Genomic DNA, 21,931 nt, shown 5'->3' on the forward strand with positions numbered 1-21,931 from the left:
TGCCCTGACACCATCAAGAGATTTCTTCGCGTTATTCCAACACTCTGAACTAGTGTCAAATATTGCTAACGATCGAGCTAAGTCAACATTACCATACATGTCGATCACAATATGTGTGGTTACAATACCGTTTTGCGGCTTGAAATATGTCGATTCTCCGAACGCCGGACCACTCAGCGCGAGAATGGCTAGCCATGTTCCAAGCGCCATCCGTAATCTCAGGAAATTTGAAACCGCGGCGAATTTTATCTTTCCGGAATTATGCGTGTGCATTGGCGTACGGCCCCGCGTTGTACCGCGACCATGCGGCACCAAGCATTCTATAGCGTACGAATGTACAATGCACGCAAAAATAACGCGTTTAAATTGTTTAAGTCGCGGAAAAGTGCCTGAGTGGTTGTTGCTGTGCTGATGCGTTATGCGGTTTCAAGTGTTTTCTGAAGGCGCCTCAAGATGTTGCCTGTCGCGCGCCTCATTTTAATGACGTTTAACTCACGCAATGCCTTTTGAACAATTGGTGTCTGAAGTTTATACGTTATCAATATTCTAACGATTTCAACGTCTGACATGGGGCCTCCTTATGTAGGCATGGCTGTGATGGAACCTGCTATCGATGTGGGTACGGTTCCCATCAAAATCAAGATCCGCGTGGCAGGGCTGCTTTGAGTTGATTGGACCGCAGGCGAACGAATGGGAAATCATCTCCTTCGCTCTCTCATAGCGCCAGCGGTGGCAGGATAATTTCGGGCAAGCGACCAAAAATTAACTGGCGGTGGTTGCGTGCCCCCGCAACCAGATCATAACCCCTTGAAACTTAACCGTTTCAAGGGGTTTTTCGTGTCCAACTCACCCCGCCGCCGCCAAGCCCGGGTAAGCACAGGGTAAGCAGCCCAGCGCAAGCCCCTGCACGAAGGGGCAAGGTCATGCGTACCCGTCCGGGGAAGGCCACCTACCGCGCGCCCGCGTGATCTGAGTATCCCCCCGGTGACGGCCGCCTGTTCGAGCGGCCCTTGGTCTGAGATTCTGCCAGCCTGATTGGCGTTGGTGGTGGCGGATGTGTCCACAAATTCGTTTATGGACAGAAGTTCGGTTGTTCGGCGCCGGAACCGGTCATGGCCTGAACCGCTGAAACGGGAGATCGTCGCGGCGACGTTCGAGCCTGGGGCCTTGGTCGCGGCGGTGGCGCGCCGCTATGAGGTCAATGCCAATCAACTCTTCGGCTGGCGGAAGCTCTTTGGTCCGCCTGGGCTCGACACGATGGCGCCGGGCTTGGTGCCGGTGGTGCTGACGGTGGAGCCGCAACCGGAGCCACATCCCGTCGCGCGCGATGATCGGATCGAGATCGAACTGGCTGGCGGCTATCGTAAAGATAATCGGCTGTTTGTCGATGCGGTCTTGTGGATCGCGAGAAGTGGATCGCATTGGCGCGAGTTGCCAGAGGTGTTCGGCAACTGGAACAGCGTGTTCGCACGCTACAATCGTTGGGCCAAGAACGGCGTCTGGGAGCGGGTCTTCCAGGCACTTTCCGGTGATCCCGACTTCGAATACGTCTTGATGGACTCGACGATCATCCGCGCTCATCAGCACAGTGCCGGAGCAAAAGGGGGGATGCGCAGGCGGAAGCCATTGGCCGTTCCCGGGGCGGGCTGACGACCAAGGTGCATACCTTGACTGACGCCTTGGGCAACCCGGTTCGCTTCATCTTGACCGGTGGAAACGAGGCCGACTGCACTCAAGCACTGCCCCTGATTGAAGGTATTCCCACCGAGGCTGTGCTTGGTGACAAGGGCTACGACACCGATGCCATCGTGAACGCCGCTACCCGGCATGCCTGGCCCGCATGCCCTTCAGGAATGCCTCGTTATCGAACGGCACCGGCGCGCCGGATTCCTCCCCGACGATGAGCGCGTCCTGCAAGGCCTTCACCTTGGCTTCGTGCTCCTCCAGCAGCCGCAGCCCCGCCCGCACCACATCGCTGGCCGAACCGAAGCGGCCGGTCTGAACCTGAGCATCGATGAAATCGGCGAAATGGTCGCCGAGCGAAACCGACGTGTTGCGCGCCATGTGGCACCTCCTTGGCTGATGCCAATATATACCATTCTTTGGTACCCGACAAAGACACCAAAAGAGAGATCGGCACCTATGGACCTGCCGCCAGCCGTCGCAATTCCGCCAGGGCGTCGGCGATCTCGTGCCCCTTGGTTTCGATGGTGTCCATCAAATCCGACGGCGTGCGCGTATCCACCTGCGGCACCAGGATGAACATTACCACGTCAGATTGCTGAGATACCGTTTCGTCTCCTTTTCAATGGCCGCCCAAGCCTTTTTCAAAGCAGCCTCTGTGTGCGGCAGTCAGGCGGGAAGCGACCTCAAAAAAACGGCAAGGTTCCGTTTGCCGCAACGATCATGCGTCGTGATCAGCCGGGGGGAGTGAGGCTCTTGCATGTGGAATAGGATTGCGGCGGGTTGCCGCAGTACTGGGCGTTATAGGCCTCGCACGAGGTGACGCCGGTGGTGGACGGGCAGGCGTTGTTGTCGTGGGTGGCGCAGAATGCCGCCGCCGCCGCCTCGCACTTGCAATTGCCGGACGAGGTGTAGCTGTAGTCCAGGCGCGTCTGGATGCAGACCGCCTTGCGCTGGCAGACGCCGTTGTCGTCGGTGCACCAGATCCTGGCGCACTGGTCCAGCGCGTCCTGCGGCTTGACCTGGCCGGGGCTGGCGGCGATCAGGCGCAGGGCGCAGGCGGCGCGCAGGTCCATCAGTTCGTCGGCGACGAGGTTGTCGTCGGTGTAGGCGACGGGAGCGGCGTCGGCCTTGCCTTCCGACTTGGGAGTGTCGCCGGGACAGGACTGGTAGGTGGTCACGTCGGGATGGTTGGTGGCGACCCAGGGAATGGCGGTGCCGCCGGGCGGCGCGTAGGTGCCGACCGTGCCGGGCTTGACCGTGCCCATGCCGGTGATGGCGGCCCAGCTCGCCAGGGCATCCGAGCCCGCCACCTGGAGCGGCTGGGTAACCTGGGCGTCCGACCTCGGCGGATCGAGCAGCAGGTTGACCATCGGCTGATCGTAGCCGGGCGAGAAGAAGCCGGTGGTGGCGGCGATGTAGTTGCTTTGCCCCGAGCCGGGCGCGGCGATGGGGTGCACGTCGACGATGGTTTCGTACCGCACCGGGTCGGAAATCCCGACCCGCTGCAACACGGTCGACCAGCGCGCCATGGTGAAGTTGCTGAGGTAATCGGCGCTGCACAGGGCGTCGCTCGGCGGATAATTGAGCAGCATCACCGCCTTCTGGTTGACCAGGGGCAGGCCGAGCGGCAGATAGAACGCCCAGGGCGAGGCGCTGGTGGCCGAGGCCGGGTCCCAGCAGCCGGACTTGTCCTGGCAGCCGAGCGCCCCGCTCCACCCCAGCCCGGCATTGCCGATGAAGCCGGTCAGCATCGGACCGTAGCCGGCCAGCGCCTTCACCACCGCCGGATCGGAACTGGTCATGGTGATGGTGGCGGCGGTGGTTCCGTTCGTTGTCACCGAAACGTCGGCCTTCAGCCCGTCGCGCTGGAGCGAGGCCTGGGTGAATTGCAGGATGGATTGCCCCAACGTCTGGGGAAATCCGGTCTTGGCCTTGTAATAGGCCGGCATCGCCGGGTCCTGGGCGTTGGGGTAGTAGTGGATCAGGTTGGGATCGCTCAGGGTGACGACCACCTGATCGGCGCAGGCCGTCAGGGCCGTCAGGGGCGTCAGGGCGGCGAGGCACAGGCAGGCACACACCAGGACGCGGCGGACCCTGCCCAGGACGGACGCGATCTTCATGGTTTCCCCCTCCCCATTCTTCGGCTCCTCTCCCGCCTCTGATCGTGATTAGCAATTAACTAGACGCCGCCACATCGGAAGATAGTTGGGTGCCAATCCGCAATCATTGAGGGATGATTTGTCTTGTTCGATTATTATTGTACATCACATCCATGTCGTCAGCAATCCGACAGGAGCAACGCCCTCGCATATCGCTTTCGCCATGGTCGGTGCGCGAGGGGTGGGCGGCCCCAACCGAAAGGCCTGGACCTGTGAGCGCAACCTCTTTCCGCGACTACCCAAGTGTGCTTAATTAATCTCCAAATAGGCGGGACGCGCCGGCCGCCGAAGCCGGCCGGAATAGATAATAATACGATCAGGAACACGGCAGAGAGAGGCTTCATGACCAAATCCCCCGTTGGCACGATCAATCTGGAAAGCCTGATGAGTCGGGCGAACATCCTGTTCACGAGCGGCTACCGGTTTCGTGGGGATCTGCATGTCGGCAATCTGGAGAAGAGCTTCGCCGCCGTAAGCGGGAACATCGAGAAATTCCAGCACAAGATGCGGTTCCGGGCCCAGAACGACTTCGACTGGATTCATGCCGGCGGTCACGACACGCGGCTTCGGGTGATCGACGCCGACGACCTCGACCACGAGTTCAAGGAACTGTGCCGCCACAGCCTGTCCCTGCTCGACGGCGGCAACCATTGTCCCATGGTGCTGACGGTGATCCGCGACCGCGGCCGGCCGCACGACTTCATCGTCGCCCAGACCAGCGAGCACACCTATGTGGACGCGCGAAGCGCCGAGACGGTGTTCAACCTGATCATCGACCACTACAACGCGCTGTGCCGGGGCGATGAGGCCCGTCAGGCCGAGGTGCTGGACGCCGCCCGCCGGATCAGGACCCTGCCGGCCGCCGAGATGGTCGAGATCCTCACCGCCGACGGCTATGACCGCGACGCCCATATGGAGGGGCTGGCCGCCTATCCCGTCGCCGACGTCGGCGAATACGCCATCCCGCTCGACATGGTTCCGGCCTGCCTCGAGGAATACAAGAAGCGGCGTTTCGCTCCGGTCATGCGCTTCTTCAAGCTCGGGAAGTTGGTCGACCGGTGCCGCGCCAAATACCCCGAACTGACCCAGAACGCGGTGGCCTGCGCCGCCCTGTCCAAGGGCTTCTACAACCTGAACCTGAAGACCCGGGGCGCGCCGGACCAGCACGTCATCAGCTTCAAGATGCTGTCCGACCTGCTGAAGCCGGAACTGCGGGAGCAGTACAGCGGCAACTACATCGCCTTCGTGCCGACCAGCGTCGACGGTCACCTGCCGATCGAAGAGATGGCGAAGGCGATTCACGACCGCATCCGCCACTTCAAGGACAGCAAGCTCGACGCCACCATCTTCAATCTGGTGGAAGAGGCGGTTGACGCCGCCCAGGTGGGAACCGCCAACGACCCCCTGTCGTTCGTGGTGACCAACTGGAACAACTACCGCTATCTCAATCAGGCCGAGTACCTCCACGGCTGCCAGTCGGTCCGTCACCAGAGCGGCGTCAACATCGAGCCCAAGGATGTGTTGGGGGCGGTGCTGGTCAACCGGCCGATCCTGGTGATCAACATGTCGGCCAAGGACGAACTGTGCCTGTCGTTCTTCCCCTCGCTCCGCGCCGAGGCGGAAAACCTGGCGGCGGCCGACGAGATCGCCGCCGTGATCGAGCAGGCCTGATTTTCCGGAGCGTCCGGCGGCGGCCCCGCCCTCGCCGGACCTCGTCCAATCCGTTCAGCAGGATCGCCCGTGCACGCATTATCGAACTACCAGCTGCTGGAAGAGATCTACGGCTCCGGCCACACCCGCGTCTGCCGGGCGCTCAGCCTCGCCGACCAGCAGCCGGTGATCTTGAAGATCCTGAGCGGCGAGACGGTCCATTCCGACGTCTACGCCCAGTACCAGCACGAATTCGAGGTTACCCGGTCGCTGGCCGACATCGAGGATGTGATCAAGGTGCGCGCCCTGGAAGCGGTGCAGGACACCGTGATGATCGTCGAGGAGGATATCGGCGGCCAGTCCCTGGCGAGGACGCTGCAATCCGGCCCGGTTGGGCTGGAGGAAGGGTTGGACTTGGCGGCGCGCGTCGCCCATGTCCTCGGCCAGATCCACCAGCACCGCGTCATCCACAAGGACTGCACTCCCGCCAACATCATCTGGAACCGCGAGAGCGGGGCGCTCAGGATCATCGATTTCGGCATCTCGTCGCAGTTGAGCCAGGAACGCCTCGACTTCCAGAACGTCAACCAGCTGGAAGCCAACCTGGCCTACGCCTCGCCGGAACAGACCGGCCGGGTCAACCGCAAGCTGGACTACCGTTCCGACCTTTATTCCCTCGGCGTCACGCTCTACCAGATGTTCACCGGTTCGCTGCCCTTTCTGGCGCGGGCGGGGATCGAGCTGGTGCATGCCCATATCGCCCTGATGCCGCCCGCGCCGCACGAGATCGCGCCCGATCTCCCCCGTCCGCTGTCGGACATCATCATGCGCCTGATGGCCAAGATGGCCGACGACCGCTACCAGAGCGCCTGGGGGCTGGAACACGACCTTCGCCGCTGCTTGGATTCGCTCCGGCGGACCGGCGGCATCGCGCCCTTCGACCTGGGGGAAAAGGACGCTTCCACCCGGCTGCAAATTCCGCAGAAGCTGTACGGCCGCCAGATGGAAACCGCCGCCATCATCGCCGCCTTCGAACGCGCCGCCATGGGGCCGGCCGAGCTGCTACTGGTCAGCGGCTTCTCCGGCACCGGCAAGAGCGCCCTGGTGCATGAGGTGCACAAGCCCCTGACCGAGCGGCGCGGCAGCTTCATCTCGGGCAAGTTCGACCAGTACCAGCGCGACGTGCCCTTCCATGCCTGGAAGATGGCGTTCGAGGAGCTGTGCAGTCTTTTGCTGAAGGAGGACGAGGCCTCGCTCGCCCGCTGGCGCGACCGCATCGCCGGGGCGCTGGGGAGCATCGGCAAGGTGGTGGCCGAGGTGATCCCGTCCATCGAACTGATCGTCGGACCGCAGCCCGAGGTGCCGCCGCTCGCCGGCGAACAGGCGCTGAACCGCCTGAACTACGCCTTCGCCAATTTCCTGAAGGCGCTGTGCGTCAAGGACTTCCCCCTGGTGGTGTTCATCGACGACTGGCAATGGGCGGATTCCGGCTCGCTGTCGCTGCTCAGATCGGTGATGGCGGACAAGGAGATCCGCCATCTGCTGCTGATCGGCGCCTATCGCGACAACGAGATCCACACCGCTCACCCGCTCAGCCTCGCGCTCGACGACATCGGCAAGGCGGAAGGCCGGATGACCACCATCGAGCTGCCGCCGCTTGGAACCGCCGACGTGCGCGACCTGGTGCGCGACACCTTGAACGACGCGCCCGGAATCGAGGACGTCGCCCGCGTGATCCATGGCAAGACCCGGGGCAATGCCTTCTTCACGGTGCAACTGCTGACCGATTTGTACGAGACCTCGGTGATCCGCTTCAGCCAGGAGGACTGGCGCTGGGTGTGGCGGCAGGCCGACATCGAATCGCGCGACATCTCGGGCAACGTCGTCGACCTGATGACGGTGAAGATCGGGCGGCTGCCGGAAAAGGTGCAGCGGACCCTGATCCACGCATCTTGCATCGGCGACCGCTTCGAGCTGTCGACCCTGGCCGCCATCCTGGAGAAGCCGGCGCACCTGGCGGCGGCCGAGCTGGAAGTGGCGTTGCAGGAAGGCATCCTGGTGCCGGTCGGGCTCAACTACCGCATCGCCCGGCAAAAGGGCAACACCGCCAACGTCACCTACCAGTTCGTCCATGACCGGGTGCGCCAGGCGGCCCAGGGCATGCTGGAACCCAGCGCGGCGGAACGGATTCACTTCGACATCGCCAACAAGTGGCTGTCGGAGTTTTCGGAGGAGGAGCAGGAACTCCGCATCTTCGACATCGCCAACCAGTTCAACGCCGGCCGCAACCACATCGCCGCCCCCGACCAGCGCACCCGGCTGGCGATGATCAACTTGCGGGCCGGCCGCCGCGCCAAGAGCGCCACCGCCTATCCCACGGCGCTTCACTACCTGCAAACCGCCATGGAGCTGCTGCCCGGCGATTGCTGGACCTCCCTGCCGGCCGATACGGCCGAGCTTTACCTGCTGGCCGCCGAGGTCGCCTTTCTGACCAAGGACTACCCGGCGATGGAAGGATGGGTGGACACCTATCTCGCCCACCGCGCCGCGCCGCTGGACCGGGTCGGCGCCCACAAGATCCGCATCATGGCCTATGTCGCCCAGAACCGCCTGTCCGAGGCGGTGGCGGTGTCGCTGCACGCCCTGGATCTGGTGGGGGTGCCGCTGCCCGACGCGCCGACCGGCGCCGAGGTGATGGAGCAGCTGACCCGGACCATCGGCATGCTGTCGGGCAAGAGCATGGACGAATTGCTGAACCTGCCCGCCATGACCGACCCGGACCGGCTGGCCGCCATGGACCTTCTGGGGCTGGCGCTGCCGCCGGCCTACTGGACGTCGCAGGAACTGCTGGCGCTGGTGGTGTTCCAGATGGTGCAGCAGACCGTGCTGCACGGCCATTCGCCCAATGCCGGCTATGGCTTCTCGTGGTGGGGCATCATCGACTGCGCCATCCTCGGCAATATCGAGGAGGGATGCGCCTTTGGCACCTTCGCCATCGATCTGGCCCGGCGTCACGGCCTCAACCTGCAACAGCCCCTGTTCTTCGAGGCCTGGATCGTCCGGAAGTACCGGCGTCATCTGGCGGAATCGATCCCGCTGTTCGAACAGGCCTTCGCCCTGTCGCTGGAGATCGGCGACTTCGAATACGCCTCCTACGCCCGCAACAACCACATGCAGGCGCTGTTCCATCTCGGCCGCGGCCTGGACTCCCTGCTCGGCGAGATGGAGCGGGCGCATCGCGACCTGCAACGCTTCCAGGTCGGCTCGTCGCTCTACTGGCACGACATCTGGTGGCAGGCGGCGATCAATCTGGCGCGGCCCTGTCCCGAGCCTCACGTCCTGGCCGGCCCGGCCTATGACGAGGCGGTGTCGGTGCCCCAGCACCTCAAGGTCAACGACGTCAGCACCCTTTTCCTGCTCTATCAGGCCAAGCTGCTGATCGCCTGCGTCATGGGCGAGCGCGCCGCCGCCGCCGCCTATGCCGAGCGGGCGCGCGCCTATTGCAAGGGCGGAGTCGGCATGCATGCCTTCACCTTGTTCCATGCCTACGAATCCCTGGCCCTGCTGGCCAACGCCGGGACGCTGGGCCGGCGCAAGGTGGCCAGGCTGGTGGCGGAGAACCAGGAGAAGCTGAAGGTCTGGGCCGACAACGCCCCCATGAACTATCGCCACCACTGGCTGCTGGTCGAGGCCGAGCGGCTGCGGGTGGCGGGCAAGTCGGACCAGTCGATCCGCCTCTACGACGAGGCCATCGACCAGGCCCGCGCCGGCGGTTTCCTGCACGAGGAGGCGCTGGCCCACGAACTGACCGCCCGCTGCTATGTCGAGCGCGGGCAGGAACGCCTGGCCGGATTCTACCTGCGCCACGCGATACAGCTTTACGAGCGCTGGGGGGCGCAGGCCAAGACGGCGCGCCTGACCGCCGAGTTCCCCGAACTGTTGCTGACGGTGGCGCTGGGCGCGGACCACCACCAGAGCACCGCCCGGGACAAGAGCGGCGGCAGCGGCAGGCAGAGCCACAAGGCTTTCGACGCCCTGGCCCTGACCCAGGCGTCGCAGGCGATCTCGCGCGAGATCGTCATCGGCGACATGATCACGACCCTGCTGCGGATCGTGATCGAGCATTCCGGGGCGCAAAAGGCCCTGCTGGTGCTGAAGAAGGGCGACGAGCTGTCCATCGAGGCCCAGGGCGCCGCCCGCGAATCCACCGAGATCGCGGTGCGGTCCATCCCCATCGGGGAGGAAGGCGAACTGCCCCTGCCGCGCTCCATGATCCAGTTCGCCGTCCGCACCGGCAAATCGCAGGTGATCCACGACGCCCGACAGGGCTCGATCTTTTCCTCCGATCCCTACTTCGTTCGGGTTCGGCCGCTGTCGGTGCTGTGCGAGCCGATCGTCCATCAGGGCAAGCTGGTCGGCATGCTCTATCTGGAAAACAACCTGACCGTCGGCGCCTTCACCGAGGAAAGGCTGGAACTGCTGCGTCACCTGTCGGCCCAGGCCGCCATCTCGATCGAGAACGCCCGGCTCTACGCCGATATGGAGGCCCGCGTCCGCGACCGGACCCGCGAGCTGGCCGAATCGCTTCAGACCGTCCGGGTCAAGAGCAGCCAGGTCTCGGCCCTGCTCGACAATTCCGGCCAGGGCTTCCTGTCCTTCGGCCCCGATCTGGTGGTCGAGCCCGAATTCAGTCAGGCCTGCCTGACCTTCTTCGGCGGCTCGCCGGCCGGCCGGCCGGTGGACGAGCTTTTGTGCCGGGACGCCGTCGGCGACCGCGAGACCCTGCGCGCCTGCGTCCAGGCCGCTTTCGACGACGATGATCCGTTGCGCCGCCACCTCTACCTGTCGCTGCTGCCCGAGGAGATCGTGGTCGGCGACAAGGCGCTGAAGACCGAGTTCCGCATGCTGGAACGGGCGGTCATGGCGGTGGTGACCGACGTCACCGAGGAGAAGGCCCTGGCCGCCCAGGTGGAGCGCGAGCGGGCGCGCCTGGAGATGATCGTGGCGGCGGTGACCTGCGGCAACGACTTCTTCGACGCGGTGGCGGATTTCCGCGACTTCGCCCGCAAGGGGGCAGCGCCCTGGAGCAACGGCGGCGGCAAGGCGCCGCTCTACCGCGCCATCCACACCTTCAAGGGCACCTTCAACCAGTTCGGCTTTCACCACGTCACCCAGGCGCTGCATGTGGTGGAATCGTCGCTTCAGACCCTGCCCGAGCAGACCGGCGCCGTCGAGGCGGCCGCCCTGGCCTTCGGCCACGACTGGAACGCCCTGCTCGATTCCGATCTGGAGACGGTGACCTCGTCCCTGGGCGAGGACTTCATGGCCCGGCGTGGCTTCGTCGCCATTCCGCCCGATCAGGCCCGCCGCTTCGAGCTGTTCGCCCGCGGCCTGCTCGACAAGGCGGAGGCACCGAAGGTGCTGGAGGAAATCGCCGCCATCCGCACCGTCTCCCTCAAGCAGGGGCTGGCCGAGTACGATAAGCTGATCCAGCAGGTGGCGCGCCGGCTGGAGAAGACGGTGGTGCCGCTGGAGGTCTCCGGTGGCGATATCCGCGTCGACCCCGAGACGATGGGGCCGTTCCTGCGCTCGCTCGGCCATGTGTTCCGCAACGCGGTCGACCACGGAATCGAGGTTCCCGATACCCGGCTGGCCGCCGGCAAGTCGGAGTTCGGCGTCATCGCCTGCGCCATCGGCCGCGACAACGGCGACATCACCATCGAGATCACCGACGACGGCGGCGGCATCGACGTCGAGGGGCTGAGGCGGCGGGCCTCGGCCGTCACCGGCCAGGACGTCTCGGCCTGGGGGCTGGCGGACCTCGTCTTCGCCGAGGGCGTCTCCAGCCGGGCCGAGGCCACCGACCTGTCCGGCCGCGGCGTCGGCATGCCGGCGGTGAAGGCGGCCATCCTCCAACTGGGCGGCAGCGTCCGCCTCGACACCCGTCCCGGACGGGGTACGTCGTTTCTCTTTCGCGTTCCGGCCCGGCCGGCGGAAAGGAGGGGGGCGTGAATATCCGGAAAAAAGACTTCCCCAAGACCATGGACGCCGTCCTGAAGCGGGCGCGGGCGTACCTGGAGGACGAGATCGGAGCTACCTTCGTCAGGAACGAGACGATGATCGGCAACATCGACATCCTGGACCTGAAGAGGATCACCATCATTGTCGGCACCGGCGGTCCGGTGAACCTGCTGATCGCCTTCTGCTTCGACCAGAGCCTGCTTGAACGCCTGTTCCACGTCTCGACCGCCAAGCTGGGGATCGAGCCGCACGAGCGCGAGCTGTTCCTGCGCGAGACCGCGGCCGAGACGGTCAATTTCATCCTCGGCCACGCCACCGCCGACCTTGCCGAGCAGGGCAACGACGTCAGCCTGTCTCCGCCGGTGGTGCTGGAGGAAGGGCGGTGCATCCACCGCCCAAGAAAGGCGACGTTCGCTACAATTCAAATCTCAACAAGCGTCGGCATACTCGATATCTATTTCATAGGTCCATCGGAGCTGTTCGATCATCGGCTGAACGTCCTGTCGGAAGAGGGGGGAACATGCATCCGCTGAAGGTCCTGATCGTCGATGATTCCCTGCTTACCGTCAGAACGCTGACCGCCATGCTGAAGGATATGGGCCATCTGGTGGTGCAGACGGCCGGAACCGGCGCCCTGGCGCTGGAGGCCTACCGCGCGAGTCCCCCCGATCTGGTCACCATGGACATCACCATGCCGGACATGGACGGCATTCAGGCCACCTCCAGCATCATCCGGGAGTTCCCCGGCGCCAAGATCATCATGGTGACCTCGCACGGGCAGGAAGGCATGGTGATGAAGGCGGTCAAGGCCGGCGCCAAGGGATACGTGTTGAAGCCCATCAAGCCTGAGAAACTGCGCGACATGATAGCGCGCATCTTCAATTGAGGGGAAGGCGGTACACCGGCATGCCAAAGGGCTCCAGACAACCTTCCTCGGCGGAAACGGCATTCCGGGACGGCCTCCTCGACGCCATTCCGTTCCCCATTTACGTCACCGACATGAATTCGCTGGAAATCGTCAGCGTCAACCGGGCGATGCACGACAAGACCGGCGCCCGGCCGGGCGAGGCCTGCCACTGGGCGATCTATCGCCAGTCCTCCCCCTGCATCTTCTGCAAGATCCATGACTTGCGCGGGACGAAGGATTCCGGCGCCGTGGTGTTCGAGCATTTCAACGATCGCGACGAATGCTGGTACCAGTTGCACGAAACCGTTCTGACCTGGCTGGACGGCCGGCCGGTGAAACATTCCATCGCGGTGGATATCTGCCGGATGAAGGAGGCCCAGAACGAGCTGTCGGAGGCCTATGCCCTGCTCGCGCTGAAAAGCGAGGAGTTGGAGCTGCTGTCGGTGACCGATGCCCTGACCGGACTCTACAACCGCCGGCGGCTGGACCAGTCCCTCGATTACGAACTGGGCCGCGCCGCCCGCTACAACGTCCCCCTGTCGGTGATTCTGCTCGACGTCGACCGCTTCAAGCAGATCAACGACGCCCACGGCCACCAGATCGGCGACAAGGTGTTGCAGGTGGTGGCCGACACCATGCGCAAGGGCTTTCGCACCGTCGACACCATCGGCCGCTGGGGCGGGGAGGAGTTCCTGATCCTCAGCCCCGAGACCAATCTGGAGGGCGGCCTTGCCCTGGCCGAGAAGCTGCGCGGCCTGATCCAGGGGGCCGATTATCCCGGCGATGTCCAGGCCACGGCCTCGTTCGGAGTGGCCGAGGCGTTTCCGGGCGAAAGCGTCCGCAACCTGGTTTCCCGCGTCGACGCCGCCCTTTACCGGGCCAAGTCCCTGGGGCGCAACCGGGTCGAGACCTGAAGCAAGCCGATACCGAGGCAAGGCCCTGGCCCGATGCCGTGAGTCTTTGCACCCGACATGCGCCGGGGCTATAACCCGCCGGGAGATCGGATGAGAGGATGAGCCCGTGGGGCGCAGGGACGTCAGACGAATGCTGATGGGGCACAGGAAGCCCCTGTGGGAACGTCCCTCGTTTCTGGTGGGGGTAATGGCCGCGGTGCTGCTGCTTGGCCTTGCCGTCGGGCTTGGCATCGGCCGGCTCAGCGACAGGGCGTCGAAATCCGCTCCGGCCATCGCCACGGAACAGGCCCCGGCGCCGGTGGTTCCCGCCCTGCCGCCGCAAGGCGGACCAACCGGGGACGATTCCGCGGAGGCGGGGCCGCTGATTCAGCCGCCGCCGCCGCGTCCCGATCCGGGGTCGTCGGAAGCCCTGGAACTGGGGCATGCGTCCGACGTGGCCGTCCTGCCGCCGCCAAGGGATGATGCCCGTCCACCGCCGAAACCGTCTTCCGCCGCAGCGGGGATGTGGCTGCGACACGCCTTGCCGCCCCCGAAGGTGGCGGGACGGCCGATGATCGCCATCATCATCGACGACCTTGGCGTCGACCGTAAGCGCAGCGAGCGCGTCGCCATGCTGAAAGGGCCGCTGACCTTATCCTATATGACCTATGCAGAGGACTTGGCGCGTCAGACAGCCGATGCCCGCGCCCGGGGGCACGAACTGATGGTCCATGTTCCCATGCAGCCGCAAAGCGCCACCTACGATCCGGGACCCGAGGTTCTGGAGGTGGGGCATTCCCCCGAGGAAATCCGCCAGCGCCTCGATTGGGGGCTGTCGCGGTTCGGCGGCTATATCGGCATCAACAACCATATGGGCAGCCGTTTCACCTCGAACGTCGCCGGCATGCGGGTGGTGATGGCGGAATTGCGCCGGCGTGGCCTGGTGTTCGTCGATTCGGTGACCTCGGAACGCAGCGTCGGCGCCGAGACGGCGAAGCAGTACGGAGTTCCCTTCACCGCCCGCCATATCTTCCTGGACAATGATTCAAGTCCGGCCCATGTCCGGGCCCAACTGGCCAAGACCGAAGCCCATGCCCGCAAGCACGGTTTCGCCGTCGCCATCGGCCACCCCCACGACGGCACCATCGACGCGCTGGCGGGGTGGCGGGGAGGATTGGAGGCCAAGGGGCTGGTGCTGGTTCCGGTCAGCACCATCATCCGTCTGTCTTCCCGGGACTGACGTTCCCCCGGGGGGCGGGGATCACTCCGCCACCACCTGATCGGCGGTCCAGCGGCGGGTGACCGGATTACCGGTTTGCCGCCATTCCTCGAACCGGCGCCGGGCGTCGGCCTCGGCGGCCTTGCGGTCGAAGCGGCCGTGATAGGTGACGTTCATGGCGGCGCGGTCGCGGCCAGCGGGCTGGCCGTCGACGGTGAAGCCAAACCGTAGCGGACGGGCGGAGGCCATGTCAGTAACTCCGGAGCAGGCCGACCAGGCGGCCCTGGACCTTGACCCGATCCGGCGGAAATATCCGGGTCTCGTACTTCTTGTTGGCGGGTTCCAGGGCGATGGAGGCGCCCTTGCGGCGCAGCCGCTTCAAGGTGACTTCCTCGTTGTCGACCAGGGCGACGACGATGGTGCCGGCCTCGGCGCTGTCGCAGTTGCGGATCACGACGGTGTCGCCGTCGTGGATGCCGGCGTCGATCATGGAATCGCCCTCGACGGTCAGGGCGTAGTGATTGCCGCTGCCCAGCATGGAGGCGGGAATGTCGATGCTGTTGCTGTGATCGCGCAGGGCCTCGATGGGGGTGCCGGCGGCGATCTTGCCGTAGAGCGGCAGGGTTACGGCGTCGGAGGGGCCGGCTACCGGCGCTCCGACCAGCGTCTGAGGAAAGCCGCCCTTGATCACCGTGGGGGCAAAGGACATGGCCGGAGGCGGCAGCGGCTGATCGGCGACGTTCTCGGGCAGGCGCACCACCTCCAGCGCCCGGGCGCGGTGGGCGAGGCGGCGGATGAAGCCCCGTTCCTCCAGCCCGGTGATCAGGCGGTGAATGCCCGACTTGGACTTCAGGTCCAGCGCGTCCTTCATTTCGTCGAACGAGGGGGAGATGCCGGTGGCGCGAAGCCGCTGATCGATGAACATCAACAGTTCGTATTGCTTGCGGGTCAACATGCCGCCCCCTCCCCTGACGAAAACATTCAAGAACAAACCTTAAACCAACCTGTTTTGTTCTAGGCTCGTTCCCGATTTGCGTCAAGGGGATTTTTCGTATCGCCCCGGCGCCGCCCCACAGCGAAACGGCGGGCCTCTCGCGAGACCCGCCGTCCTTGCGTCGTGGCGCCGATGACGGCGGTCAGCTCTTCAGCGCGGTCAGCACCTCGTCCAGCATCTTCTTGGCGTCGCCGAACAGCATGCGGTTGTTGTCCTTGTAGAACAGCGGATTGTCGACGCCGGCGTAACCCGACGCCATCGACCGCTTCATGACGATGGAGGTCTTGGCCTTCCACACCTCCAGCACCGGCATGCCGGCGATGGGGCTGTTGGGGTCCTCCTGCGCCGCCGGATTGACGATGTCGTTGGCGCCGATCACCATCGAGACGTCGGTTTCGGGGAAATCGTCGTTGACCTCGTCCATTTCCATCACGATGTCGTAGGGCACCTTGGCCTCGGCCAGCAGCACGTTCATGTGGCCGGGCATGCGCCCCGCCACCGGATGGATGCCGAAGCGGATGTTGACGCCCTTTTCCCGCAGGTGCTTGGTGATCTCGTAGACGGTGTGCTGGGCCTGCGCCACCGCCATGCCGTAGCCCGGCACGATGACGACGTTCTTGGCTTCCTTCAGAAGGTCGGCGGTTTCCTGGGCGCTGATCGGGGTGACCTCGCCGGCCGGCTGGCCGTCGGCCGCCGCCGCCACCGTGCCGCCGCCGGTACCGAAGCCGCCGGCGATGACGCTGATGAAGTTGCGGTTCATCGCCCGGCACATGATGTAGGAGAGGATGGCGCCGCTTGACCCCACCAGCGCGCCGGTGACGATCAGGAGGTCGTTGGACAGCATGAAGCCGGTGGCGGCGGCCGCCCAGCCGGAATAGCTGTTCAGCATGGAGACCACCACCGGCATGTCGGCGCCGCCGATGGCCATCACCATGTGGACGCCGAACGCCAGCGCGATGATGGTCATGACGATCAGGGCGAAGGCGCCGGCGCCGCCGGATTCGACGTTGACGAAGATGTTGCCGACCCAGATCACGACGAGCAGGCCCGCCAGGTTCATCCAGTGCCGCGCCGGCAGCAGCAGCGGCTTGCCGTCGATCTTGGCGGACAGCTTGCCGAAGGCGATCAGCGAGCCGGAGAAGGTGATGGCGCCGATCAGGATGCCGATATAGATCTCGACCTCGTGGATGGTCTTTTCCACGCCGGTATAGGTGATCGAGGTGTCGGCATAGCTGGCGAAGCCGACCAGGCAGGCGGCCAGGCCGACCAGCGAGTGCATCAGCGCCACCAGTTCGGGCATCTGGGTCATCTGCACCTTGCGGGCGGCGTAGAGACCGACGCTGCCGCCGATGGTCATGGCGATGATGATCCAGGGAACCCCGCCCCAGGTGACTTGTGGTCCGAACACGGTGGCGACGACGGCGAGCGCCATGCCGACCATGCCGAAATAGTTGCCCCGGCGCGAGGTCTCGGGGTTGGACAGGCCGCCCAGGCTGAGGATGAACAAGATGGTGGCACCGATATAGCATACGGTGACGAGACTTGCGGACATGGTGCCTCCTTACTTGCGGAACATCGCCAGCATGCGGCGGGTGACGGCGAATCCGCCGAACATGTTGATGGAGGTGAGGATGATGCCGATCACCGCCAGGAATCCGATCCAGATGTTGGGGCGCGAGACGCCCTCGGCCAAGGGCGGCGAGATCTGGACCAGGGCGCCGATGGCGATGATGCTGGAGATGGCGTTGGTGACGCTCATCAGCGGGGTATGCAGGGCGGGGGTGACGTTCCACACAACCATGTAGCCGACGAAGCAGGCCAGCACGAACACGGTGAAATGTCCGAGGAAGGCGGCCGGGGCGTACATTCCCACGAACCAGAACGCCAGGGCGCCCAGTCCGAAGACGATGGCCAGGGTCTTGAGCGACATCGGCTCGCCGGAACCGTGGCCATGGCCGGAGGATTTCTTCGCCGCGACCGGGGCGGCGGCCGGCTTGGCCGGCGGCGGCGCCGGCAGCACGAGAGGCGGCGGCGGCCAGGTGATCTCGCCCTCCTTGATCACGGTCAGGCCGCGGATGGCGTCGTCACTCATGTTGACGTCGATGACGCCGTCCTTGGTCTTGCACAGTTCCTCGGTCAGGCGCAGCAGATTGGTGGCGTAAAGCGTCGAGGCCTGCTTGGACAGGCGGCTCGGCAGGTCGGCATAGCCGATGATGGTCACGCCATGGCGCACCACCACCTCGCCCGGCACGGTCAGCTCGCAATTGCCGCCTTGTTCGGCGGCCATGTCGACGATGACGCTGCCGGCCTTCATGCTCTGGACCATCTCGGCGGTGATCAGCCGGGGAGCGGGCTTGCCGGGGATCAGGGCGGTGGTGATGATGATGTCCACCTCGCGCGCCTGCTGGGCGTACATCTCGCGCTGGGCGGCCTGGAAGCCCTCGCTCATCACCTTGGCGTAGCCGCCGCCGCCCGACCCCTCTTCCTGGTAGTCCACGGCGACGAACTCGGCGCCCATGGACTTGACCTGATCGGCCACTTCGGAACGGGTGTCGTTGGCGCGCACGATGGCGCCCAGGCTGACGGCGGTGCCCAGCGCCGCCAGGCCGGCGACGCCGGCGCCGGCGACGAAGACCTTGGCCGGCGGAACCTTGCCGGCGGCGGTGATCTGGCCGGTGAAGAAGCGGCCGAACTGATTGGCGGCCTCGACCACGGCGCGGTAGCCGGCGATATTGGCCATGGAGGACAGGGCGTCCATCTTCTGGGCGCGCGAGAGCTGCCGCGGCACGCAGTCCATGGCCAGCACGGTGATCTTGCGGGCTGCCAGCGCCTGCATCAGCTCGGGGTTCTGCGCCGGCCAGATGAAGCCGATCAGGGTGGTGCCTTCTTTTATCAGCGCCACTTCGTCCATGCCGGGGGCGCGGACCTTGAAGACGATGTCGGCGCCGTCCCACAGCTCGGCCGCGTTGGCGGCGATTTTCGCTCCGGCGGCGGCGTAGGATTCGTCGTCGAAGTTCGCCAAGGCGCCGGCACCGCTTTCGACAATCACTCCGAATCCCAGCTTGATCAGCTTCTCGACCACATCGGGAACCGACGCGACCCGCTTTTCGTTGGGGTAGATTTCCTTAGGAATTCCAATGATCGAAGGCATGGTTTCTCCTGTGCTTCATTGGCGTTGCATCTCGACCCGGACAGTCACGACGGCGCGGCCTCCCTGGTTCAGGCCCGCCATGGGGCGGGCTTGACCATGCATCGTGTGCGGCGGGACGGGCAGACCCCTGACGCTCCCTGTAGGTGGTGGGCTTTTCCGCCTCTATTTTACGGGTAACAATGCCCTTACCCCGCTCTTTTGCCAAGCAGGTTTGACTCAAATCATGCGTTCCGATCAGGATTTGAGGTGGCGGCCCTTCCGGTGATAATCTCGGGAGCGTGGAGGCGAGGGACGACCCATGAAAAGTCCGCTGACCGGCCTGATGCTAGCCGTGATGATCGCGCTTCCGGCCAGGGCCGAGCCGGTGGGGTACCGCTACGAGATCATGTGGGGCGGCTTCCATGCCGGCGAACTGGCGATCACCCGCGACGACGGCGGTCCGCGCACCGTCACCGGCATGTCCATCCGCACGCTGGGCCTGTTCGACAGCCTGCTGCGCCTTCGTTTCAGCGCCGAGGGTGGCGGGCGCCGGGATGACGGAACCGGCCTGACCTCGGAGTACTACCGCACCCATTTCCGCAACCGCAGCCGCGAACAGGTGTTGCGCGTGGCCTATCGTCCGGGCGACGAGGCGGTGATCGTCGAGGATCAGGTATTGGCCGTCTTCGCGCCGTCCTCCGACGATGGGGACCCCATGCCCGAGGTTCCACCCGAATTGCGGCGGGGGGGCCTGGACCCGCTGACCAACGTCGCCCTCCTGGGGAAAAAGGCCGCGGAAGCCCTGAACGGGGGGGCGTCGCGCTTTCGCACCACCACCTTCGACGGTCGGCGCAACTATGATTTCGATGTGACCGTGGAAGGCCGCGGCCGGGTCAACATCCGTGGCCGGGAATACCAGACCATCCGGCTGAGAATGGTCCTGCATCCGGTCGCCGGCTTCAAGGAACGGTTCCGCAAGCTGTGGGAGGGGGCCGACTACACCGTCCACCTGGACCCGCAAACCCTGCTGCCGGTCCGGATCGAGACCGACAGCTTCACCGCCTCGACGGTGATCAATGTCATCGAACCCTGCCTGGTCGCCGCCGATCAGTGCGGGCCGCGACTGGCGGCGGACGGGGAGGGTGGCGGCAAGTGACCGCCGTTCCGCGATCCCGCCACGGTGTCGTCCGCATGGTTCCGGGGGGGCGATTAGAGGTTCTCGTTTGCCGTGGCCGACGCTATGGTGGGGACGTTCGTTCAAGCTGCCCGTATTGACCTGCCAGGTGCCCATCCCGTGAGAGTTCCCGTTCTTGCCGTCCTGCTCGCCGTCGGACTCGCCTTGTTCCAGCCAGCGCCGGCCAAGGCCGAGTCCGTGCCCGGCGATCTCGCCGTCGCCCGTCAGGCCCTGGCGGCCGCCAAGAAGGACCGCTTCGACGAGGCGCTGCGGTTGGCGCGGCAGTCGAAGAACCCGACCTTGCCGCGGCTGGTGACCTGGATGGCCTATGTCTCGGGACGCTCCAGCGCCGATTTCTCCCAGTTGACCGGATTCATCAAGGCCAATCCGGATTGGCCGATGATGTCCAACATGACCCGGCGGGCCGAGGAATCCATCACCGCCGCCACCCCCAACGCCGAGGTCCTGGCCTGGTTCGAGCATCATCCGCCCACCACCGCCGATGGCGGCATGGCCCATGCGCGGTCGCTGTTCGCCGCCGGCCGGACCGAGCAGGCGGTCAAGGCGGTGCGCGACACCTGGGTCAATCAGAGTTTCGGCGTCTTGCAGGAACGGCAGTTCCTGTCACTGTTCGGCGATCATCTCCGCTACGAGGATCATTGGGGGCGGCTCGACCGCCTGCTGTGGGACCGTCAGGAGGCCTCGGTCCAGCGCATGCTGCTCAAGGTCGACGCGGGTCACCGCTCGCTGGCCCAGGCGCGGCTGGCGCTGCAATCGGGCAAGGCCAATCCCGAACCGCTGCTGGGGGCGGTTCCCCCGGGCCTGCGCGATGACCCCGGCCTGATCTACGAGCGGGTGCGCTGGCGGCGCCAGAAGGACCTGGACGAAGAGGCCATAGACCTGCTGCTGCACCCGGCCCGCAACAAGATCCGTCCCGACCTGTGGTGGCAGGAACGCGCCATCCTGGCGCGGCGCGCCCTTCAGAAGGGGCATGTGTCGCGGGCCTATCAGGCCGCCGCCGACCATGGCCTGGAGGGCGGCACCCAATATGTGGACGCCGAGTTCCTGGCCGGCTGGATCGCCCTGCGCTTCCTCGACGACCGCGAGACGGCCATAACCCACTTCACCCGCCTGCACGAATGGGCCAGCCACCCGCTGTCCCGCGCCCGCGCCGCCTATTGGGCCGGCCGCGCCTTCGAGGCCGGCGGCGATCCCAAGGCGCGGGAGTGGTTCACCCGGGCGGCGCGCTACCCCACCGCCTATTACGGCCAGCTGGCGGCGTCCAAGCTGGGCGATCACCATTGGCCGCTGCCGGAAGATCCCCGTCCGACCGCCGAGGACGCGGCCCGGTTCGGGAACCGCGACGTGGTCCAGGCGGCGCGGCTGCTGCTCGGCGCCGGCGAGAGCGAGTCGCTGCGGGCCTTCTTCATCCGGCTCAACGACATCGTCCACACTCCGGGCGAACGGACCCTGGTGGCGCGTCTGGCCACCAAGGCCGGCCGCGACGACCTTGCCCTGACGGTGGCCAGGCGCTCCGAGCGCGAGGGCGTCACCCTGATCGAGGCCGGCTGGCCGGTGCCTCGCGTCGGCGCCGAGGACGGAACGCCGGAAAAAGCCCTGGTCCTGGCCCTGATCCGCCAGGAAAGCGGCTTCATGCCGGCTGTTCAATCCACCGCCGGCGCCCGTGGCCTGATGCAGCTGATGCCGGCCACCGCCGCCAAGGTCGCCAAGACGTTGAAGCTGAAATTCCACCCCGGCAGGCTGGACGATCCCGATTTCAACATCCAACTGGGATCGGCCTATCTTGGCGAGATGCTGGGCAATTTCGAGGGCTCGTACGTGCTGGCGCTGGCGTCCTACAATGCCGGGCCGGGGCGGGCGCGCCGCTGGATCAGGGAATACGGCGACCCACGCGAACCCGCCGTCGACGTGGTCGACTGGGTCGAGATGATTCCGTTCAACGAAACGCGCAACTACGTCCAGCGGGTGATCGAAAGCGTCGCCGTCTACCGCCGCCGGCTGGGCAAGCCGGCCGGGCCGACCCTGGAGGCCGACCTGAAGCGCTGGAACCGCCGCACCGCCGGGGCGATGCCGTGAC

At 65.4% G+C, this 21,931-nt stretch carries 16 protein-coding genes and 2 pseudogenes; 10 read left to right on the plus strand and 8 right to left on the minus strand.

Features of this window, described 5'->3' with window-relative positions:
• Nucleotides 1–210: hypothetical protein (locus MTBSS4_RS22150; RefSeq protein ID WP_217425550.1), on the minus strand; the 210-nt coding region annotated here is incomplete at its 3' end.
• Between the two features lie 864 nt (nt 211–1,074).
• Between MTBSS4_RS22150 and MTBSS4_RS22445 the strand changes: the two are divergent.
• Together MTBSS4_RS22445 and MTBSS4_RS22450 are read left to right on the plus strand one after the other, a co-directional pair.
• A pseudogene (locus MTBSS4_RS22445) lies at nt 1,075–1,227 on the plus strand (transposase); the annotation flags it as partial.
• Between the two features lie 141 nt (nt 1,228–1,368).
• A pseudogene (locus MTBSS4_RS22450) lies at nt 1,369–1,808 on the plus strand (IS5 family transposase); the annotation flags it as partial.
• 10 nt (nt 1,809–1,818) lie between these two features.
• On the opposite strand, the gene MTBSS4_RS14375 reads toward MTBSS4_RS22450, so the two are convergent.
• The 3 genes from MTBSS4_RS14375 to MTBSS4_RS14380 form a co-directional block, all read right to left on the minus strand.
• On the minus strand, nt 1,819–2,064 hold the full coding sequence (locus MTBSS4_RS14375; RefSeq protein ID WP_173984096.1) for a type II toxin-antitoxin system ParD family antitoxin: 246 nt from the start codon (nt 2,062–2,064) through the stop codon (nt 1,819–1,821).
• Between the two features lie 76 nt (nt 2,065–2,140).
• Nucleotides 2,141–2,272 (minus strand): hypothetical protein, encoded by a 132-nt coding sequence (locus MTBSS4_RS22630; RefSeq protein ID WP_256367415.1) that lies wholly within the window; start codon nt 2,270–2,272, stop codon nt 2,141–2,143.
• Between the two features lie 145 nt (nt 2,273–2,417).
• Nucleotides 2,418–3,806 (minus strand): hypothetical protein, encoded by a 1,389-nt coding sequence (locus MTBSS4_RS14380; protein ID WP_173984097.1) that lies wholly within the window; start codon nt 3,804–3,806, stop codon nt 2,418–2,420.
• 381 nt (nt 3,807–4,187) lie between these two features.
• Here MTBSS4_RS14380 and MTBSS4_RS14385 point away from each other — a divergent pair, with 381 nt between their 5' ends.
• The 6 genes from MTBSS4_RS14385 to MTBSS4_RS14410 all read left to right on the plus strand — a co-directional run bounded on the left by MTBSS4_RS14385 (nt 4,188) and on the right by MTBSS4_RS14410 (nt 14,556).
• Nucleotides 4,188–5,516 (plus strand): hypothetical protein, encoded by a 1,329-nt coding sequence (locus MTBSS4_RS14385; RefSeq protein WP_173984098.1) that lies wholly within the window; start codon nt 4,188–4,190, stop codon nt 5,514–5,516.
• 69 nt (nt 5,517–5,585) lie between these two features.
• On the plus strand, nt 5,586–11,507 hold the full coding sequence (locus MTBSS4_RS14390; protein ID WP_173984099.1) for an AAA family ATPase: 5,922 nt from the start codon (nt 5,586–5,588) through the stop codon (nt 11,505–11,507).
• Nucleotides 11,504–12,049: a chemotaxis protein CheX gene (locus MTBSS4_RS14395; protein WP_173984100.1), complete on the plus strand. Its 546-nt coding sequence runs from the start codon at nt 11,504–11,506 to the stop codon at nt 12,047–12,049. The genes MTBSS4_RS14390 and MTBSS4_RS14395 overlap by 4 nt, the downstream gene beginning before the upstream one ends.
• Nucleotides 12,037–12,402, plus strand: a complete 366-nt coding sequence (locus tag MTBSS4_RS14400; protein WP_173984101.1) for a response regulator — start codon at nt 12,037–12,039, stop codon at nt 12,400–12,402. Before MTBSS4_RS14395 ends, MTBSS4_RS14400 begins: the two co-directional genes overlap by 13 nt.
• 20 nt (nt 12,403–12,422) lie before the next feature.
• The gene (locus MTBSS4_RS14405) at nt 12,423–13,337 is read left to right on the plus strand and encodes a GGDEF domain-containing protein (protein WP_254432567.1); all 915 of its coding nucleotides are present in this window, start codon (nt 12,423–12,425) and stop codon (nt 13,335–13,337) included.
• Between the two features lie 130 nt (nt 13,338–13,467).
• Nucleotides 13,468–14,556: a divergent polysaccharide deacetylase family protein gene (locus tag MTBSS4_RS14410; RefSeq protein WP_173984102.1), complete on the plus strand. Its 1,089-nt coding sequence runs from the start codon at nt 13,468–13,470 to the stop codon at nt 14,554–14,556.
• A gap of 21 nt (nt 14,557–14,577) precedes the next feature.
• Here the strand turns inward: MTBSS4_RS14410 and MTBSS4_RS14415 are convergent, their stop codons facing one another.
• From MTBSS4_RS14415 to MTBSS4_RS14430, 4 genes are all read right to left on the minus strand, one after another.
• Nucleotides 14,578–14,784, minus strand: a complete 207-nt coding sequence (locus MTBSS4_RS14415; RefSeq protein WP_173984103.1) for a hypothetical protein — start codon at nt 14,782–14,784, stop codon at nt 14,578–14,580.
• Between the two features lies 1 nt (nt 14,785).
• Entirely contained in the window at nt 14,786–15,490 is a 705-nt protein-coding gene (gene lexA, locus MTBSS4_RS14420) for a transcriptional repressor LexA (RefSeq protein WP_173984104.1), read from the minus strand.
• Between the two features lie 181 nt (nt 15,491–15,671).
• The gene (gene pntB, locus MTBSS4_RS14425) at nt 15,672–17,081 is read right to left on the minus strand and encodes a Re/Si-specific NAD(P)(+) transhydrogenase subunit beta (RefSeq protein WP_173984105.1); all 1,410 of its coding nucleotides are present in this window, start codon (nt 17,079–17,081) and stop codon (nt 15,672–15,674) included.
• A 9-nt stretch (nt 17,082–17,090) separates the two neighbouring features.
• Nucleotides 17,091–18,680 (minus strand): Re/Si-specific NAD(P)(+) transhydrogenase subunit alpha, encoded by a 1,590-nt coding sequence (locus MTBSS4_RS14430; protein WP_173984106.1) that lies wholly within the window; start codon nt 18,678–18,680, stop codon nt 17,091–17,093.
• 298 nt (nt 18,681–18,978) lie between these two features.
• On the opposite strand from MTBSS4_RS14430, the gene MTBSS4_RS14435 reads away from it, so the two are divergent.
• The gene (locus MTBSS4_RS14435; protein ID WP_173984107.1) at nt 18,979–19,815 is read left to right on the plus strand and encodes a DUF3108 domain-containing protein; all 837 of its coding nucleotides are present in this window, start codon (nt 18,979–18,981) and stop codon (nt 19,813–19,815) included.
• 138 nt (nt 19,816–19,953) lie between these two features.
• Entirely contained in the window at nt 19,954–21,930 is a 1,977-nt protein-coding gene (locus tag MTBSS4_RS14440; protein ID WP_254432568.1) for a lytic transglycosylase domain-containing protein, read from the plus strand.
• Nucleotide 21,931 lies beyond the last annotated feature (1 nt).

The organism is Magnetospirillum sp. SS-4 (genome assembly GCF_902729425.1).
In the GTDB taxonomy this organism is placed as follows: Bacteria; Pseudomonadota; Alphaproteobacteria; order Rhodospirillales; family Magnetospirillaceae; genus Phaeospirillum.

What these genes read in the sequence shown, in the direction of transcription:
- MTBSS4_RS14400 (WP_173984101.1), top strand. Translation starts at nt 12,037, where the DNA reads ATGCATCCGCTGAAGGTCCTGATCGTCGATGATTCCCTGCTTACCGTC.
- MTBSS4_RS14385 (WP_173984098.1), top strand. Translation starts at nt 4,188, where the DNA reads ATGACCAAATCCCCCGTTGGCACGATCAATCTGGAAAGCCTGATGAGT.
- pntB (WP_173984105.1), bottom strand. Translation starts at nt 17,081, where the DNA reads ATGTCCGCAAGTCTCGTCACCGTATGCTATATCGGTGCCACCATCTTG.
- MTBSS4_RS14415 (WP_173984103.1), bottom strand. Translation starts at nt 14,784, where the DNA reads ATGGCCTCCGCCCGTCCGCTACGGTTTGGCTTCACCGTCGACGGCCAG.
- lexA (WP_173984104.1), bottom strand. Translation starts at nt 15,490, where the DNA reads ATGTTGACCCGCAAGCAATACGAACTGTTGATGTTCATCGATCAGCGG.
- MTBSS4_RS14410 (WP_173984102.1), top strand. Translation starts at nt 13,468, where the DNA reads ATGCTGATGGGGCACAGGAAGCCCCTGTGGGAACGTCCCTCGTTTCTG.
- MTBSS4_RS14430 (WP_173984106.1), bottom strand. Translation starts at nt 18,680, where the DNA reads ATGCCTTCGATCATTGGAATTCCTAAGGAAATCTACCCCAACGAAAAG.
- MTBSS4_RS14435 (WP_173984107.1), top strand. Translation starts at nt 18,979, where the DNA reads ATGAAAAGTCCGCTGACCGGCCTGATGCTAGCCGTGATGATCGCGCTT.
- MTBSS4_RS14380 (WP_173984097.1), bottom strand. Translation starts at nt 3,806, where the DNA reads ATGAAGATCGCGTCCGTCCTGGGCAGGGTCCGCCGCGTCCTGGTGTGT.
- MTBSS4_RS14405 (WP_254432567.1), top strand. Translation starts at nt 12,423, where the DNA reads ATGCCAAAGGGCTCCAGACAACCTTCCTCGGCGGAAACGGCATTCCGG.
- MTBSS4_RS14375 (WP_173984096.1), bottom strand. Translation starts at nt 2,064, where the DNA reads ATGGCGCGCAACACGTCGGTTTCGCTCGGCGACCATTTCGCCGATTTC.